The following is a 16,395-nucleotide window of genomic DNA, read 5'->3' as shown; positions in this document are numbered from 1 at the left end:
AGTTGCGGACTCGCGGGAACCGAAGTGGACAGTGTGCGTTCAGGCGTAGACGGGAACCTGGATCGACGAGTGGTGGTCCAGGATCCGGTGCTGCAGCGCCTGCAGCTCGGGGCCCGGCTCGATGCCGAGACCGTCGACGAGCGCGGCCCTGGTCCTGCGGTACACGTTGAGCGCGTCGACCTGCCTGCCGGACCGGTAGAGCGCCAGCATGAACTGCACGCACAGCCGCTCGCGCAGCGGCTCCGCCGCGGTGAGCACCTCCAGCTCGGGGGTGATCTCGCGGTGCCTGCCGCACTGCAGCTCGGCCTCGAAGCAGTCCTCGAGGGCGGTCAGCCGCTCGTCCTCCACGGCGGACAGCTCCGACCAGACGGTGCCCGACTCGACGAGGTCCGCGAGCGCACGGCCGCGCCACAGGCGAAGCGCCTCACGCAGCAGGTGCGCGCCGCGGACCGGCGCGCCGGAGTCGGCGGCGTCCCGTCCCTTGTGGACGAGCGCGCGGAACCGGTACATGTCCACGTCGTCCTCGGCGACCCGCAACTGGTAGCCGGGCGCGTGGGTGACCAGCTCCGCCGAGCAGCCCGGCTCGGCGGCGGCCAGCATCCTGCGGATCGCGGACACGGCGTTCTGGACCATCTTGCGCGCGGTGGAGGGCGGCTGGCCGTCCCAGAGCGCGTTCAGCATGCGGCTGTTCGGCACCACCTGGTTCGCGTGCAGGAGCAGGTAGCCGAGAACAGCGCGTTGTTTGACGCCACCGAGGTCGGTCGGCGCGGCGCCGTCGGCGACTTCCAACGATCCGAGCACGAAGAATTTCATGGCTGTTCTCTCCGAACCAGTGGGCTGAGAATTCATGGTCACACGACCGGTCACTGACAGGGAACCCCCAACGCCCGCGCACACCCAAGTCGGACATACCCGCCGAAGATCACATCCACGGCGCGAAACAGCAGGTCAGGACGGCAGCAACGGCAACCCACATGAAAAACACATGTATGCGATGTGAGCCACTAAGGGGGAAGTCAGGCGATTTCCCATGCCGGTGAATGACTGCCGCACTGGCCGGTCCCCAGCCCGCGCCGGAGAATTCTCCGTGTCAGCAGGCGACCATGGTCCCGGAGATGACCTCCAGCATGGCCGCCGCGTGGTGTTCCAGGTAGAAGTGTCCACCCGGATAGGTGTGCGTCGCGAACCCGCCCCGGGTCAGCTCGGCCCACGCACGCAGCGCGGCGGGGTCCGCCCGGTGGTCGTCGGCGCCGCCGAACACGGTGACCGGGATGGCGAGTGGTTCCTGCCTGCGGTGCCGGTAGGACTCGCTCAGCGCGAAGTCGGCGCGCAGCGGCGGGAGGAACAACTCCAGCAGGCCCGGGTCGTCGAGGACGATGTCCGGGGTGCCGCCGAGCCTTCGCAGGTGTGGCACCAGTTCCTCGGTCGGCAGGCCGGCGAACAACGGCCGGGGTGACGGCCGGTGCGGCGGTGTACAACCCGAGACGAACAGGTGCACCGGCGCGGGCCTGCCCTCCGCACGCAGGCGGCACGCCAGCCGGTAGGCGACGAGCGCGCCGACACTGTGGCCGAACAACGCGTAGTGGCCGGCGAACTGCTCGCCCGCGTCGGCGAGCAGGGCATCCACATAGGACTCCACGCTGCGGTGGGCCGGGTGGTGGAAGCGTTCGGCCCGGCCGGGTGGCTGGACCGGGCACACCGTCAGCTCGACGCCCGCGATCGTGCGCCACGCGGTGAAGCTCGCGGCTCCCCCGCCCGCGTGCGGGAAGCAGTACAGGCGGGGACACGCCAGGTCCGGCTCGCCGAGCGGGAGCCAGTACTTCGCGGTCGGCCGGGCCCTGGTCACGTCCGCACCCGATCGGACTGTCCACACCGGACGGCGCGTCGGATCACGAGCTGGGAGGCGGCGAACCGTCCGACGGCAGTGAACATGATCACCTGTGCCCTGACACAACAGCCTGGTATACGTCACGCACCACACGGAAAACCCCCGAACAACACTGGTATGACCGTATTGTTCGGGGGTTCTCGCGGAATTTCTCAGCTTTCGGTCTGGGAGGCAAGCTCCTTGTCGGCGGGGGCCTCGGCCGCCTTGCGGTGGCGGTGCGCGCCGGTGTACTCGTCGAGGCGGAACAGCATCGCCACGGCCATCGCGGGCACCATCAGCGAGTGGCCGACGATCATGACGGTCATCTCGCCGACCAGGCCTGCCCAGTAGAACGGGTACATCGCGACGAACGGGATGTACATGGCCAGCGACATCTCGAAGATGGCGGGCCAGCCACAGCCTCGGATGCGCATCCAGATCGCCATGCCGATCGACATGTTCGTCGCCATCACGAGCGTCATCGGCACCGTGGCGTCGTTCAGCACCGACCAGCCGAGCGCGTCGAACAGCGCCCCGACCGGGATGTCCAGCACGAGCATGCCGACGAACATCGCGATGGTCATCTCGATCAGGTGCTGGACGAAGTTCCAGACTGGACCTTTCACCACGATTTTCACGCCGGCTACCTCCGGTTCTCGACAATGCGTTCATTGTGGCAGCAACGCGCGATCGGTGGGTAACTGCCGGGAAACAACGGGTCAACGATACTGCCGGTGCGGTAATCGGCGGGTAACCGCACAGGTGAGCGGCACGTGAATCAGACGAGCGGCCGTGCCGAAACGTACGGGGTGCGCGGGGGCCGCGTCCCGCGCACCACCAGGACCGGTAGTCCTAGATGGACTTCGCGTGCGCCCTGATCCTGTCGAGGATGTCCGGGACGTGTTCGTTCAGGTAGAAGTGACCGCCCGGGTAGACGACCAGCTCGAACTCGCCGCTGGTGTGCTCACGCCAGGCCTGCGCCTCCTCCAGCGTCACCTTGGGGTCCACGTCTCCCGTCATCGCGACGATGGGGCAGTTGAGCCGCGGGCCCTGGGTGTAGGTGTAGGTCTCCGCGGCGGTGTAGTCCGCGCGGATCGCGGGCAGGACCATGCTCAGCACGTCCTCGTCGTCAAGCAGCGACGTGTCCGTGCCGCCGAGGGCCCTGACGTTCGCGAGCAACTCCCTGTCGTCGCCGAGGTAGGTCGTGTCCCGCCGGGTCCTGGCCGGGGAGGGCCTGCCGGACGCGAACAGCCCGGTCGGTGCCACGCCCGCCTTCTCCAGGCGCAGCGCGACCTCGAAGCCGAGTGTGGCACCCATGCTGTGGCCGAAGATGGTGATGGGCCTGGACGTCAGCGGCCAGAGCGCCTCGGTCAACGCGTCGGCCAGGTCCGTCACGGACGTCAGGCCAGGCTCCCTGAGGCGGTCCTGACGGCCGGGGTACTGCACGGCCAGCACGTCGATGTCCGGGGACAGGGACCGGGACACGGGGAAGAAGTAGCTCGCCGAGCCGCCGGCGTGCGTGAGGCACAGCAGCTGGGTTCTGGCGCCGGCCGCGGGGTGGAAGCGGCGTACCCACAGGTCGGTGGCTGTCATCTCTACAATCTCTCCGAGGTCGGCGGATCAGGCAAGGGCATTCGCTCATCCCTGCCCGGGTGGTTTACTCCCGTGCGTGGCGTGAGTTGTTCACGACTACTTGCCCACGCCACGAGTTCCGGTGGCGTGTGTCCAGGTGAGACGATGGCGGGGCGTTCTCCGACCCGTGGAGAGAAAACCCATGAAGTTCGCCGTCCTTGGGAGTGTCGAGGTCACCGCGGAAGATCGTCAGGTCGAGCTGGGCGGCGTCCGGCAGCGGGCGATTCTCGGCTACCTCGTGCTCCACGCCAACTCCGTCGTGCCGACCAGCCGGATCCTGCATGCCCTCTGGCACGGGGCACCGCCCGCCACCGCGAGGAAAATGGTACAGAACGCCGTCTCCGCGCTCCGGCGGGTCCTCGCGAAGGGGACCCTGCGCACACAGCCGCCGGGCTACGTCCTGCACGTCGAGACCGGCGCCGTCGACCTCGCCGAGTTCCGGCGCCTGGCGCGCGAGGGGCGCCGGGCCATCGCCTGCGGCGACACGGCCGCCGGGGCGGCGCTGCTCAACGCGGGACTGGAGCTGTGGCGCGGGCCCGCGCTCGCCGACCTCGTCGAGAACGGGCTGCAGTGGCCCGAGGCGACCGCACTGGACGACGAGCGGCTGTCCGCCCTCGAGGACCGCCTCGACGCCGAGCTGGCCAGGGGGCGTCACCGGGAGATCACCTCCGAGCTGGAGGTGCTGACGGCGACCGACCCGCCGAGGGAACGGCTCTGCCGCCAGTTCATGATCGCGCTCTACCGGTCCGGCCGCCAGGCCGACGCGCTGCGGGTCTACCGCCGCACCCGCAGCGCCCTCGTCGACGGGCTCGGGATCGAGCCGGGACGTGAGCTCCAGGAGCTGCAACGGCGCATCCTCGCACACGACCTCTGACCGTCCCCCGGGGTTACCCGGCGGCGCACCCCCAGGCGGGTCGAGGACGATGCCGCGTACCGAGCCGGGCCGCTACCCGACCTGACCTCGGGGTGTGGTCGGCCGCGGCACCGTCCTGTGGTCCACGGGCAACGGGAAAGGCCCACCGGCGGGAGTCGGTGGGCCTTCGTGGACGGAGCGCGGGTATCAGCTCACCCGGCGCTCGTGTCCTTCCCAGAAGCGTTCCCGCAGCTCGCGGCGCAGGATCTTGCCGCTCGGGTTGCGCGGGACCTTCTCGACGAACTCGTAGCGCAGTGGCTGCTTGAACGTGGCCAGCTTGCCCTTCAGGAACAGCGCGAGCTCCCGCTCGGTCAGGGTCTCCCCCTCCACGGGCGCGACGAACGCGTACACGACCTCGCCCCAGCGCTCGTCCGGGACGCCGACCACCGCCGACTCGGCCACCTTCGGGTGCCTGCCGATGACGTGCTCGACCTCCGCCGGGTACACGTTCTCCCCCGCGACGATGATCATGTCCTTGATGCGGTCGCGGATGAACAGGTAGCCGTCCTCGTCCAGCACACCGGCGTCGCCCGTCACGACCCAGCCGTCGACCAGCGTCTTCGCCGTCGCGTCCGGGAGGTTCCAGTACTCCAGCATCGCCGCCGGGGTCTTCAGCCACACCTCGCCGATCTCGCCCGTCGGCAGCGGGTTGCCCTCGCTGTCGGCGACCTTCACCTCGAAGCCGGGGTACGGGCGGCCGGCGGCCTGCATCTTGCCGCCCTCCGGCGTGTGGTCCGCAGGCGGCAGGCACATCGCCGTGTTGCCGGTCTCCGTCAGGCCGTAGATCTGCGCGAACTCGCAGCCGAAGCCCTCGACGCACCGCGCCAGCAGCGCCGCCGAGATCGGGGCGCCTCCGTAGATGACCTTGCGCAGCGTCGTGAAGTCGGCCGACGTGACACCGGGCTCGGCCAGCAGCAGCCGCAGCATCGCGGGCACCATGCACGCGGTGGTCACGCCGAGTGTCCTGATCAGCTCGACCGCGCCCGCCGGGGTGAACTCGCGCACCACGACGTTGGTCACGCCCGCGGCGAATCCCTGTGTGGCCCACCAGATCCCGCCGATGTGGAACCCCGCCATGCCGATGAGGCTGCGGTCGCCCTCACGCCAGTCGATCCAGTCGAGACCGGCCGTCGACAGCGCGTTGCGGACCGCGAAGAAGCTGCGGTGCGCGAGGACCACACCCTTGGGCAGGCCCGTGGTGCCGCTGGTGTACATCTGCACGAGCGGCGTGTCCGGCGTGACCCTGGCGAGCAGGTTCACGTCCGGATGGGTCGCGAGCCACGCCGTGAACCCCGACTCCAGCGGTATCACGTTGGTCAGCTTCGGCAGCTCCGGGCGCAGTCGCTGTGCCACCGCCATCGCCTCGGTGTCGGCGAACAGCAGTACCGAGCCGGAGTCGCGCAGGATGTGCTCGACCTCGTCGGCCGCGAGGCGCCAGTTGATGGGGACCAGCACGGCGCCGGTCTTCGCCGCGGCGAAGAGCAGCTCGTAGAACTGTTCGGTCTCCTTGCCGAGGTAGGCGATCCGGTCGCCGGCGCGGACACCGGCGGCCTGGATGCCGTGCGCGACCTGGTTCGTCACGCGGTGCAGGGTGGCGTAGTCGATCCGCCTGCCCTCGCAGATGATCGCGGCCGTGTCGGGACGTCGCGCCGCGTGTGAGCGGACGACGTCCACGAGCGTGCGCAGCTGGGGACTCACCGTCTTCCTCCCGGCGTCACGCCGCCGCGTCCGTACGGACGGACATGCCGGGCGGGTCGACGAGTGCCATCCGCACCTGGCCCTGCGCGAAGCCGCCGTTCTCGTCCCAGAAGCGCCACGGCATCTCGACGATCTGCACCGGGCGGCTGCGGTTGGTGCGGCGGAACTCGGCGAAGGACACCTCGCCGAGGAAGTCGCTCGAGTCGATCGGGCGCTTGAAGTCGCTCTGGAACCGGGCGATGAGGATGTCGGGCAGCTGCTTGGCCCAGTAGTCCTCCATCGTCCAGTCGTCGAACTCGGGTATGGCGCGTTCCTGGACGACCTTCGCGATCAGGTAGTACATCAGCTGGTTGAAGCAGATGTTGACCTCGACCGAGTTCAGGTGCCCGGTGTCGTCGATGTAGCACGGGAAGGGGATGGAGAACCTTCCCTCCGCGCTCGCGAGCTCACCGGACACGTCGACCGTCGCCGACTTCAGGTACTGCGTGCGAGGGCGCTCGTAGGGAGCCAGCACCCTGGACAGCAGCTCCGGGTCGTTGACATAGGTCGCTTTTTCCGTATCGAAGTTCTTCGGCGATGTCATCCTTTTCCTCCTGAAGCGCAACCCGGAATCGACCTGAACATAATCGCCGGGAGGTCACCCACCGGTAACAGTGGACGAACTGTCGTGGCGGCGCTGGCCCACCGGCCGCACCAGGCGGTCGAGCAGCATCTCCGAGGTGAGCGAGCGGTCCGCGAGCACCGGGTCGGCCGACAGCAACGCCATGTGCAGTGCGCGAATGCGTTCCGACGGCTCGATGCCCAGCTCGTGCAGCATCCGCTGGCGGAACCGCATGTACAGCTCCAGCGCGGCGGAGGCGCGGCCCGACCGGTACAGCGCGACCATCAGCATCGCGTGCGCGGACTCGTGCAGCGGGTGCTCGACGACCAGCGACGCGAGCTCGCTGATCATCTCGCGGTGGCGGCCGAGGCACAGGTCGGCGTCGATTCGCGAGGTGTGGGCGTAGAAACGGCGCTCCTCGAGCCGCGCGACCTGTGCACGCAGCAGGGTGCCCCACTGTCCGTGGTGGACGACCTGGCCACGCCACAGCGCGAGCGAGCGGCGCAGGTCGGTGGCGGCCTTCTCGTAGTCACCGGCGTGCATGGCGGCCGAACCGACGGTGACGAGGTGGTCGAACTCGGTGATGTCGAGCTGGCTCGGGTCCACGCACAACACGTAGCCGCCGGAGCAGGTCTGCAACACCTCGCGGGTGACGTGGTCGACCGAGAGGCCGAGCACGGCGTGGAACAGGCGGCGCAGCTTGAACATGTAGGTCTGCAGGGTGGAGTGGGCGGTGCGTGGCGCGCCGTCGTTCCACAGCTCCCGTGCCAGCACGGACGCGCCGACGGGCTTGTTGGCGTTGAACAGCAGTGTGGCGAGGATGAGGCGCAGCTTCGGCGCGCTCGGCGCGACGTCCTCACCGCCGTGCCGGATGACCAGCGGACCGAGCAGCTCGAAACGCAGGTCCGCCACCGGGTTCGGGCCAGTGACCGTGATGGTGCGCTGGGGTTCCTCCGGTTCCGTGCGTTCCTGGCGCGAGGTCGACTCGAGCAGTGTCGCGAGGAGGGCCAGCTTCTCCTCGTGCGTCATCATGCCAAGTTCATCTAATTTCGTGACCATTTCGGGACCTCGCTATCAGCCAGACCCACCGCACTTTGTACCGCCCGAGCTGCACTCCGACGGATAGCCCCGGAAGGATGCGACGATCTTTCAACCACGATTGAAGGACACATCACGGTATTCCGGCGAGTGGCCCGCCCGACAGTGAGAATGTCATGAAATACGAGGTGAGTAACGCCATGACCTGCCATGACCTGCGCAGGACCCCGAGTCCGTGCGAGCACCGGACGGCGCGACCCCTGCGGCGCGCCGTCCGGTGTCCCGCGTTTCACAGGTGGTGTTCGGTCACCTCGCCGCCGTGGATGGTGACCACGGCGTGCCGGGCACCCTCGGGCGCCCACACGGTGTAGTCACCGGCCTCGACGCTCGGGAAGACGGCCGTGTAGGCCGTGCGGTCGTGGTCACGCCGCGCGTGGACCACGTTGTGCTCTCTCGGGGAGTCCCGGTCCGCGGGGCTGATCTCGATCTCCCGCTCGGCCAGCGCCGGCCCGGCGTGGATGACGAGCGCGCCGACCGTGCCGCCGATGTCCAGTACCAGGCTGTCCATGGTGTCCCTCATTCCGACGGGGTGGCGAAGCCGCTGTTCGGCACGCCGAGGTACGGGAAGCGGTGCAGGTAGGGGATGTCCAGGCTGTCGGGCGTCACCCCGTCGTCGACCTGCGCCGCGGCAGGGTCCGGGACGTAGTTCTTGTCCACCAGCGGGTAGGTCGCACCCGCGATGGCCCGCAGCTCGATCGCGACGACGTCGTCGAACACGCGCCGCCCGTTGGGGAAGCCCGCCAGGTCCCCGCCCAGCAGGCCGTGGATGCTCGGCTCGTCCGACGGCGGGATGGCCGTGTTCAGCCGCACCAGGTCGGCCTGCGTCCGACCCGTGAAGTTCTGGAACCCCGGGATCAGCCCCGGGGGAATACCGGTCAGCAGGATCGCCAGCAGGTCCGCACGCGGCGCGCCGGACTTGTTGAGCACGTCCAGGTTCGGGAACACGCCGGGGAAGAGCACCGGCAGCAGTTGCGCGACCTCCGGCTTGGACACGAACTTCGCGAAGCGGCTGTCGCCCGACGGCGGCTGGGTGTTCCAGAAGTCCTTCTGCCCCATGGGGATGACGACCTCGTTGAACAGGGGGTTCGCGAGCCGGGACACCTGGCGGTACGGGCCGGTCGCCCACGTGTTGTTCAGCTCGGTGTCCAGCATCCGCACGCGCTGGCGGCTCGCCGTGGTCCACACGCCGATCACCGCACGCGGGTCGGCGGGGTCCTTGACCCGGTGGCCGTCGCGGGTCAGGTCGCTCCTGGGCACCTGCAGGGCGATGGTGTGCACGTTGAAGTTCTTCGTCGCGTTGACACCGGGCCCCGCCTGCGGGAACTTCTTCAGTCCGAAGTGCTCGTGGGCGTCGGCGAACGGGCGCGGGTCGAGCAGGTCGAAGACCGCGCCGAGGTCGACGTAGAAGCCCTCGGCGCGCTGCCCCGCGAACACGCGCCGCCCGCCGCCGAGGTCGCGGACCGCCGCGTCGGCGAGCTTCGGATAGTTCGGAGTGGACAGTGGACCGATGTTGCAGGGCGGGCAGGGCACGCGGTGGGCGAGCTGCTGTTCCCGGCCGCGCGCGTCCCTGCGGAGGACCGTGTAGAACTGCCTGCGGTTCCAGTTCGGCGAGTCCAGTGACGGGATCGGGCCGGTGTTGTACAGGAAAGTGTTGGGGTTGCGTACTTCCGTGGTGAACCGGAACTCGTAGGTGACGTCCGGTTCGCCGTCGCCGTCGTTGTCGACGTGCAGCTCGTACCGGACGTCGTCGCCGAACTCGTAGAAGTTCGGGCCACCCGCCGGTGCCTGTAAGGGCACGTAGTTCGCGATCAGGGTGACGGTGTCCGGCCTGTCGGGACTGACGAAGGCGTACACGTCGGTCGAGTCGGCGACGGGGTCCTTCGAGATCTCGGGAGCCTCGCGGTGGGAGGACATGCTCGCACTCCCCCTCAGGCCCGGACGGCGTCGGTCAGGCGGGCCGCGAACGCGCGGTCCTCGACCACGACGCGTTCGGTGCCGTGGAAGACGTCGAACGTGCCGTCCTTCGCACTGCGCAGGTGCACCATCACGGGCACCTGCGGGGTGTCGCCGGGGACGCCCTCGGCGCTTTCCGCGGCGCTGAGGGGAATCGCCGCCGCGGCACCGGCGGCGACGCCCGCGGCGGCCAGCGTGGCGCCGGTGACGATCAGCCTGCGCCGGGAGACCGTGCCCGGCTCACCCGCCGCGGGGTCGGAATGCTGGACCATGGTGGGAACTCCTTGCCGGTAGGGGCGCGCCTCGCCCGCCACCACGCATTCGGTTCACCATGCGGCCAGGATTGCCGGTTTTCGAAGATTTCTCTTCACAGCAGGCGAAGTTGGAAATCCCTGGTTTTCCGTTTCGCGGTCCCGCCGACCTGCCGCCACGCCTCCTCGTCCATTGTGGACAGGAAGGGTGAGCGCTCGCCCGCGTGGCTGAGGTACAGGTGGCGCTGGGCGCGGGTCATGCCGACGAACAGCAGCCGCCGCTCCTCGCTCAGCTCCTCGTCGCTCGGCGTCGTGCCGGGCCAGCGCAGCGGGAGCAGCCCGTCCGCGCAGCCGACCACGAACACCACGGGGAACTCGAGGCCCTTCGAGGCGTGCAGTGTCAGCAGGGAGATCCGGTCGGCGCGCGGGTCCCAGGTGTCGACCTCGACGCCGAGTGACAGCTCGGTGAGGAACGCGGGCAGGTCGTCACCGCAGCGGTCCGCGAGCGGGGTGAGCAGGTCGAGCGCCCCGTACAGCTCGCCTGCCGAGGTGTCGCGCTCGGCGGCGGGCGCCCTGGCGAGCACGGTCCGCACCGCGGCACGCAGCCGTTCCCTGACGAGCTCGCCGGGTACGTGCGGCAGCTCCGCGACGAGCCCCGCCACGCCGGGACGGTCGGAAAGCCGGTCGTGCGAACGTTTCTGGCACGGCCAGCCGGCCTGGGTCAGCGCGTCCACGACCGCGCGGGCCTGGCGGTCGGTGCGGTAGAGCACGGCGAAGTCGGAGAAGCCGAGGTGGTGGGTGTCGTCGGCGCCGTCGACGCGGCCGCTGTCGAACGAGTGGAACGCCGCGCCGCCGAGGAGGCGGTCGATGGTGCGGGCGACGAACTCCGCCTCGGCGCGGTCGGAGTCGGCCTGGTGCACCCCGACCCGCGCGTCGCCGTGGTCGCCCATGGGGGTCAGCGCGCGGTCGGGCACGAGGGTGGTCGGCGCGACGACGCTCACCGCCGCGGCGACGACATGCGCGTTCGACCGGTAGTTCCTGGTCAGGCTGACGGTGCCGGCCGTCGGGAAGTCCTTGGTGAAGCGGAGGAAGAAGCCCACGTCCGCGCCGCGGAAGCGGTAGATGGCCTGGTCCGGGTCGCCGATGGCGGTGAGGTTGCCGTCGGGCGGGGCAAGCAGGCGCAGGAGCCGGTACTGGCGCTCGTCGACGTCCTGGTACTCGTCGACCGACACCCACCGGTAGCGCTCGCGGTACGCGGCGGCGAGGTCCGGCTCGGTCTCGAGGAGCATGAGCGGGAGCGCGACGAGGTCCTCGAAGTCGACGAGGTCGCGCTGCCGCAGGGCCTTGAGGTACCGCTCGCGGAGGTCGGCCGCGTCGGGCTCCGGTGCGTCGCGCGTGGCGAGGAACCGGCGTGCCCGGGCGTCGTCCCCGGTGACCTCGGCGGCGATGGCGAGCTGGACGGTCTGGTCGGCGATGCCGAAGTCGGCGGACAGGCCGACGCGGGCGTGGTGCTCGCGCAGGATGCGGACGCCGAGCGAGTGGAAGGTGGCGACGGTGAGCCGCGGGGCGTGGTCGGGGGCGAGGTCGGCGAGGCGTTCGGCCATCTCCTCGGCCGCGCGGCGGGTGAACGTGATCGCGAGGCACTGCTCGGGCGGCACGCCGCGCTCGAGGACGAGGTGCGCGATGCGGTGGGTGAGAGTGCGGGTCTTGCCGGTGCCCGGGCCCGCGATGACGAGCAACGGCCCGGCGCCGACGGCCGCGGCGGCCCGCTGGTCGGGGTCGAGCGCCTCGAGCACGGTCAGCGGGCCGAGGTCGTCGAACAGGCCCGGCTCACCCGCCATGGGGTCGGGCAGTTCCTCGGGCTCCGGTTCCGGTTCGGGCTCCGGTTCCGGTGGCGGCGGTGCCGACCGGGGCAACCCCTCGAAGAGCGACGGCTCCTCGTCCTGCTCCTCGGGGACGGGGTCGTCGAACAGGCCCGGCGCCTCGGGGCGGCGTTCCTGTGCTCTCGGCTCCTGGGCCCTGGGCTCCGGGGCCGGCCTGCGGGCGGGCTCCTCGACCGCGGGCACGTCCTCGAACAGGGCGGGCGCCGCCACGAGCTTCCTGCCGGCCAGCTCCCCCGGTTCGAACAGGTGGATCTCGCCGTACTCGCCGTCGTAGCCCGCGTCCCGGATCACCCTGCCCTGACGCAGGCGGGTCAGGGCCTCGCCGAGCAGCGGCCAGCCGCGTTCGAACTCCTCGGGCGGGACCTCCCGCAGGATCGACAGCTCCGGGCCGAACTGGGCCGTCAGCCTGTCGATCTCGCTCAGCACCTTCTTGCTCTTCGGGCCGGTGCCGACGATCTCGCTCATGATCTCGGGCAGTGGCACGAGGTTGTCGAAGTCGGGCGCGCCTTCCGGGCGGTGGCCGTCGGGACGGTCGGCCAGTTCCTCCACCCGCGCCAGCACCCCGACCGTCACCGGCTTGCCGCACTCGGGGCACAGGCCGCCGTGGGCACGGGTCTCGACGGGGTCCAGGCGCACGCCGCACTTGCGGTGCCCGTCGACGTGGTACTTGCCCTCCTCGGGGAAGAACTCGACCGTCCCCGCCAGGCCGTCGCCCGTCTCGAGTGCCGACCGCACGGCGAAGTAGTCGAGGTCGGTCTCGAACACCGTGCTCTCGCGGCCGAGGATCGGCGGGGAGTGCGCGTCGGAGTTGCTGACCAGCCGGTACCTGTCGAGGCTCGACACCCGCCAGTTCATCGCGGGGTCGCTGGACAGGCCCGTCTCCACGGCGAAGATGTGGTCGGCGAGGTCGGCATAGCAGTCGGCGACCGCGTCGAAACCGGACTTGGAGCCCAGCACGGCGAACCACGGCGTCCACAGGTGCGCGGGCACGAGGTAGCCGTGCTCGCTCGACTCCAGGGTGATCTCCAGCAGGTCCCGCGAGTCCAGTCCGAGGATGGGGCGGCCGTCCGAGCCGAGGTTGCCGATCCGGCCGAGCTTCGCGTTGAACGTGGCCACCGAGTCGAGGTCGGGCAGGTAGACGAGGTGGTGGACCTTGCGGGTCCTGTCGCCGCGCTTGTAGATCGTGGAGATCTCCACCGACAGCATGAACCGCACGACGCGGTCGGCGAGGCTGGGCGGCAGGCGGCGCGCGATGTCGGCGTCGAGGTCCTCACGCAGCCGGTAGAGCCCCGGCTCGGCGGGGACCAGGTTCTCCCGCAGGTGCTCGTACCACGCCGGGTGCGTGAAGTCCCCGGTGCCGACCAGCGTCACGCCCTTGCGTCGCGCCCACCACGTCAGGTGCTCCAGGTCGCAGTCCTTGCTGCAGGCTCGCGAGTACTTGGAGTGGATGTGCAGGTCGGCATGGAAACGCACCGCGTGATCTTGCCACAGCCCGCCCGCGCGGCCCCGCCGCCTCCTAGTTCGGCTTGCGACCCCATGCGGTGATCATCGGTGCGAGCATGAGGTCCAGGTCGCCGCCCGCGAGGTTCCCGAGGTGGGTCGCGATCTCCTCCCGCGTCGCCAGTCCCTCGGCCAGCAGCTGGTCGCGGACGTGCTGGACGGTCGCCGCCTCCAGGACCGCGCACGCGCGTGACGCGATCGGGAAGTAGGCCTCGGCCCTGACGTCCGCCAGGGCCGACTCACGCAGCAGCCTGGGCAGCGTGCGACCGTACGCGAGGTCCGCGCCGCGGTCGGCCATCAACGCGCGCATCCGGGTACGCAGCCGGTTCGCCAACTCCTCGGCGGGGCCGCGTTCGTCCGGGCAGGCCAGCGGCTGCAGCGCGGGGTCCCCGTCCTCGATCACCAGCCAGCCGCCCGGCCGGAGCGCGTCGATCATGACCCGCAGCGCGGCCGCGCGGTCCTTCAGGTGGACCAGCACCAGCCGGGCGTGGACCAGGTCGAACTTCTCCTCGGGCGGCGGGTCGCGCAGCACGTCGTGCCTGCGTACCTCCAGTACTCCGCCCGCCGCGGGCTCGGTCCACGACACGTCGATGTCGGTGGCCAGCACCCGCCCGCTCGTCCCGACGCGCTCGGCCAGGCCGCGGGGCACCGAGACCCCGCCCGCGCCCACCTCCCAGCACCGCCAACCGTCGCCGAGCCCCAGGTCGTCGAGATGACGGAACGTCCACGGGTCGAACAGCGTGGCGAGTGCCTCGAAGCGGTCTCCCGCCTCCGGGCGGCGGTTGTCGAGCAGGTAGCGGTTCACGGCATCAGCATGGTCCGTTCGCCGCCGTGCGGTACCGGACCATGGCGAACGTCACGGTCGGCGGCGCTACAGAATGAGGATGACCTTCAGACGGCCCGCCGACGGGCGCATCGCCGTCAGGAACGCCTCCTCGACGTCGGCCAGCGGATAGGTGTCGGTGACGTAGGCCCGAGCCAGGTCGCGGCGGTCGACGAGGAACCGCTCCGCCGCCGCGAGGTGGACGGGCCAGTCGGTCGTGACGCCGCCGCGCAGGGTGAGCGTCTTGCGGAAGAACCGGCGGATCGGCAGCACGTACTGGTCCTCCGGCAGCCCGAACACGTAGACCTCGCCGAACGGCCGCGCCGCGTCGACGCAGTCGGCGAGCACCTCCTGGCTGTGGCCGACGGCGTCGATCACGAGGTCCGCGCGGTCGGCGTCGGCGAGGCCTGCCGCCCACTCGCCGGACTGGCCGGTCACCACCTCGTCGATGCCGAACATCGCCGCCTCCGCCGTGCGGTCGACCCGGTCCACGCCGGTGACGTGCGCGCCACGGGCCTTGAGCACGACACAGAAGAGCATCCCGATGGGCCCGAGCCCGACGACCGCGGCACGTCTGCCCGCCGGGTCGCCCATCCTGCTCAGCGCGCACAGGACGGTCGCGAGTGGCTGGACGCCGATCGCCTCGTGGTCGGGCAGCGTCGGGGACAGGGCGTGCAGCTGGTCGGCTGGTACGGCGAGGTACTCCCGCAGCCCGGCGGGCAGGACCGTGCCGACCACGCGGTCGCCCACCGTCAGCCGGTCCACGGTGGACGCCACGACGTCGGCGACCAGCTCGTGCAGTGGGGCGCCGACGATGCCCGTGTGCTGGTGCCCCTCGTTGCGGACACCGGCGAACGGCGGCAGGTCACTGCCGCAGACACCGCCCAGCCGGTAGCGCAGCAGGACCTCGCCGGGGGTCAGCGCGTCCGCCGTCGGGGCAGGCACGTCGATCCGCTCGAACTCGTACGGCGCCGGTTGCCGAAGTGCCCACACCGGCCTCCACCTCCCCCTGTCACCGGTCGGCGCGGTGGGTCCACTCCGTCCGGAGTCGATCCTCCCTCCCCCGGCTCGCCGCCGCCAGCGTCAGTCTTCCGTTCGGACGGTAACCGGTTACCCTGAACGTAAGTTTCACTCGATCTTCGGAGGTGAGCCGGGGTGTCGGCCACGATGCGCGACGTCGCGCGGCTCGCCGGGGTGTCGGTCAAGACGGTGTCCAACGTGGTCAACGACTTCCCGCACGTGAGCGTGGCCACCAGGACCCGCGTGCTCGCCGCGATCACCGAGCTGGGCTACCAGATGAACTTCTCGGCACGCAACCTCAGTCGCGGGCGGACGGGGATGATCGCGCTGGCCGTGCCTCGGCTGCGGCTGCCCTACTTCGCCGAGCTGACCGACGAGGTGATCGTCGCCGCCGAGGCGCGGGGCTACACCGTGCTGGTGGAGCAGACCGGCGGCGTGCACGAGCGCGAACTGGAGGTGCTCGGCAGCGACCGGCGGCGGATGACCGACGGCCTGATCTTCTCCCCGCTGGGCCTGCGCCCCGGCGACGCGCCGCGCCTGGAGGTCGGCTACCCGCTGGTGCTGCTCGGCGAGCGGGCGCTGCACGGCGAGGTGCACCACGTGTCGATGGCGAACGTGGCGGGCGCGCGGTCGGTCGCCGAGCACCTGATCGCCCGAGGCCGTCGGCGGATCGCGCTCGTCGGGTCCTACGACGAGCGCGGTGCGGGCGCGGGTTCGCTGCGCACGCAGGGGTTTCTGTCCGCGCTGCACGCGGCGGGCCTCGAGCACGACCCGGCACGCACCGGGGAGACGCTGGAATGGACCCGCGCGACCGGCGCCGAGGCGATGCGGGCGCTGCTCGACCGGGGTGTGGAGATCGACGCGGTGTTCGGGCTCAACGACGCGCTCGCGCTGGGCGCCATGCGGGTCCTGTTCGAGCGCGGTCTCCGGGTGCCGGACGACGTGGCGGTCGCGGGGTTCGACGACATCGAGGACGGCCGGTTCGCCCGTCCCAGCCTCACCACCGTGCATCCCGGCCGCGCGGAGATCGCGGGTGCCGCCGTGGCCCTGCTGATGGACCGGCTCTCCGGTGCGCCGCAGCGGCCGGCGGGTGAGGAGGTCGTGGTGCCCCATCGCCTGATCGTGCGGGAGTCCTCCGGCCAGGGCCACTAGGAGT

At 70.6% G+C, this 16,395-nt stretch carries 15 protein-coding genes; 2 read left to right on the top strand and 13 right to left on the bottom strand.

Features of this window, described 5'->3' with window-relative positions:
- Positions 1-39: 39 nt before the first annotated feature.
- The 4 genes from CLV71_RS24515 to CLV71_RS24500 form a co-directional block, all read right to left on the bottom strand.
- Complete coding sequence (locus CLV71_RS24515; protein WP_166664242.1) at positions 40-813, bottom strand: AfsR/SARP family transcriptional regulator; 774 nt, start codon at positions 811-813, stop codon at positions 40-42.
- Positions 814-1,090: 277 nt separating this feature from the next.
- Entirely contained in the window at positions 1,091-1,846 is a 756-nt protein-coding gene (locus CLV71_RS24510) for a thioesterase II family protein (RefSeq protein WP_133905196.1), read from the bottom strand.
- Between the two features lie 194 nt (positions 1,847-2,040).
- A complete protein-coding gene (locus CLV71_RS24505) occupies positions 2,041-2,496 on the bottom strand; it encodes a hypothetical protein (RefSeq protein WP_208297733.1) in 456 nt (151 codons plus the stop codon).
- A gap of 223 nt (positions 2,497-2,719) precedes the next feature.
- Positions 2,720-3,460, bottom strand: coding sequence for a thioesterase II family protein (locus CLV71_RS24500; protein ID WP_133905195.1), 741 nt, complete (start codon positions 3,458-3,460; stop codon positions 2,720-2,722).
- A gap of 181 nt (positions 3,461-3,641) precedes the next feature.
- On the opposite strand from CLV71_RS24500, the gene CLV71_RS24495 reads away from it, so the two are divergent.
- Entirely contained in the window at positions 3,642-4,373 is a 732-nt protein-coding gene (locus CLV71_RS24495) for an AfsR/SARP family transcriptional regulator (RefSeq protein ID WP_133905194.1), read from the top strand.
- Between the two features lie 186 nt (positions 4,374-4,559).
- Here the strand turns inward: CLV71_RS24495 and CLV71_RS24490 are convergent, their stop codons facing one another.
- The 9 genes from CLV71_RS24490 to CLV71_RS24450 all read right to left on the bottom strand — a co-directional run bounded on the left by CLV71_RS24490 (position 4,560) and on the right by CLV71_RS24450 (position 15,212).
- Entirely contained in the window at positions 4,560-6,110 is a 1,551-nt protein-coding gene (locus CLV71_RS24490) for a fatty acid--CoA ligase (RefSeq protein ID WP_133905193.1), read from the bottom strand.
- A 16-nt stretch (positions 6,111-6,126) separates the two neighbouring features.
- The gene (locus CLV71_RS24485; protein WP_133905192.1) at positions 6,127-6,693 is read right to left on the bottom strand and encodes an FcoT family thioesterase; all 567 of its coding nucleotides are present in this window, start codon (positions 6,691-6,693) and stop codon (positions 6,127-6,129) included.
- Positions 6,694-6,747: 54 nt separating this feature from the next.
- A complete protein-coding gene (locus CLV71_RS24480) occupies positions 6,748-7,743 on the bottom strand; it encodes an AfsR/SARP family transcriptional regulator (RefSeq protein ID WP_166664241.1) in 996 nt (331 codons plus the stop codon).
- 295 nt (positions 7,744-8,038) lie between these two features.
- Entirely contained in the window at positions 8,039-8,317 is a 279-nt protein-coding gene (locus CLV71_RS24475; RefSeq protein WP_133905190.1) for a phospholipase, read from the bottom strand.
- Between the two features lie 8 nt (positions 8,318-8,325).
- The gene (locus tag CLV71_RS24470; RefSeq protein ID WP_133905189.1) at positions 8,326-9,723 is read right to left on the bottom strand and encodes a DUF4331 domain-containing protein; all 1,398 of its coding nucleotides are present in this window, start codon (positions 9,721-9,723) and stop codon (positions 8,326-8,328) included.
- Positions 9,724-9,737: 14 nt separating this feature from the next.
- The gene (locus CLV71_RS24465) at positions 9,738-10,034 is read right to left on the bottom strand and encodes a hypothetical protein (protein WP_133905188.1); all 297 of its coding nucleotides are present in this window, start codon (positions 10,032-10,034) and stop codon (positions 9,738-9,740) included.
- Positions 10,035-10,129: 95 nt separating this feature from the next.
- A complete protein-coding gene (locus CLV71_RS24460) occupies positions 10,130-13,369 on the bottom strand; it encodes a UvrD-helicase domain-containing protein (RefSeq protein WP_133905187.1) in 3,240 nt (1,079 codons plus the stop codon).
- A gap of 43 nt (positions 13,370-13,412) precedes the next feature.
- The gene (locus CLV71_RS24455) at positions 13,413-14,201 is read right to left on the bottom strand and encodes a class I SAM-dependent methyltransferase (protein WP_208297732.1); all 789 of its coding nucleotides are present in this window, start codon (positions 14,199-14,201) and stop codon (positions 13,413-13,415) included.
- A gap of 66 nt (positions 14,202-14,267) precedes the next feature.
- Positions 14,268-15,212, bottom strand: a complete 945-nt coding sequence (locus CLV71_RS24450) for a zinc-dependent alcohol dehydrogenase (RefSeq protein ID WP_133905186.1) — start codon at positions 15,210-15,212, stop codon at positions 14,268-14,270.
- A 162-nt stretch (positions 15,213-15,374) separates the two neighbouring features.
- Between CLV71_RS24450 and CLV71_RS24445 the strand changes: the two genes are divergently transcribed.
- Complete coding sequence (locus CLV71_RS24445) at positions 15,375-16,391, top strand: LacI family DNA-binding transcriptional regulator (protein WP_208297731.1); 1,017 nt, start codon at positions 15,375-15,377, stop codon at positions 16,389-16,391.
- The last annotated feature ends 4 nt before the right edge of the window (positions 16,392-16,395 follow it).

The sequence above is a fragment of the Actinophytocola oryzae genome, from assembly GCF_004364325.1.
Classification (GTDB): domain Bacteria; phylum Actinomycetota; class Actinomycetes; order Mycobacteriales; family Pseudonocardiaceae; genus Actinophytocola; species Actinophytocola oryzae.
Note: the sequence above shows the minus strand (reverse complement) of the source record. Positions and strands in the feature narration are given on the sequence as shown.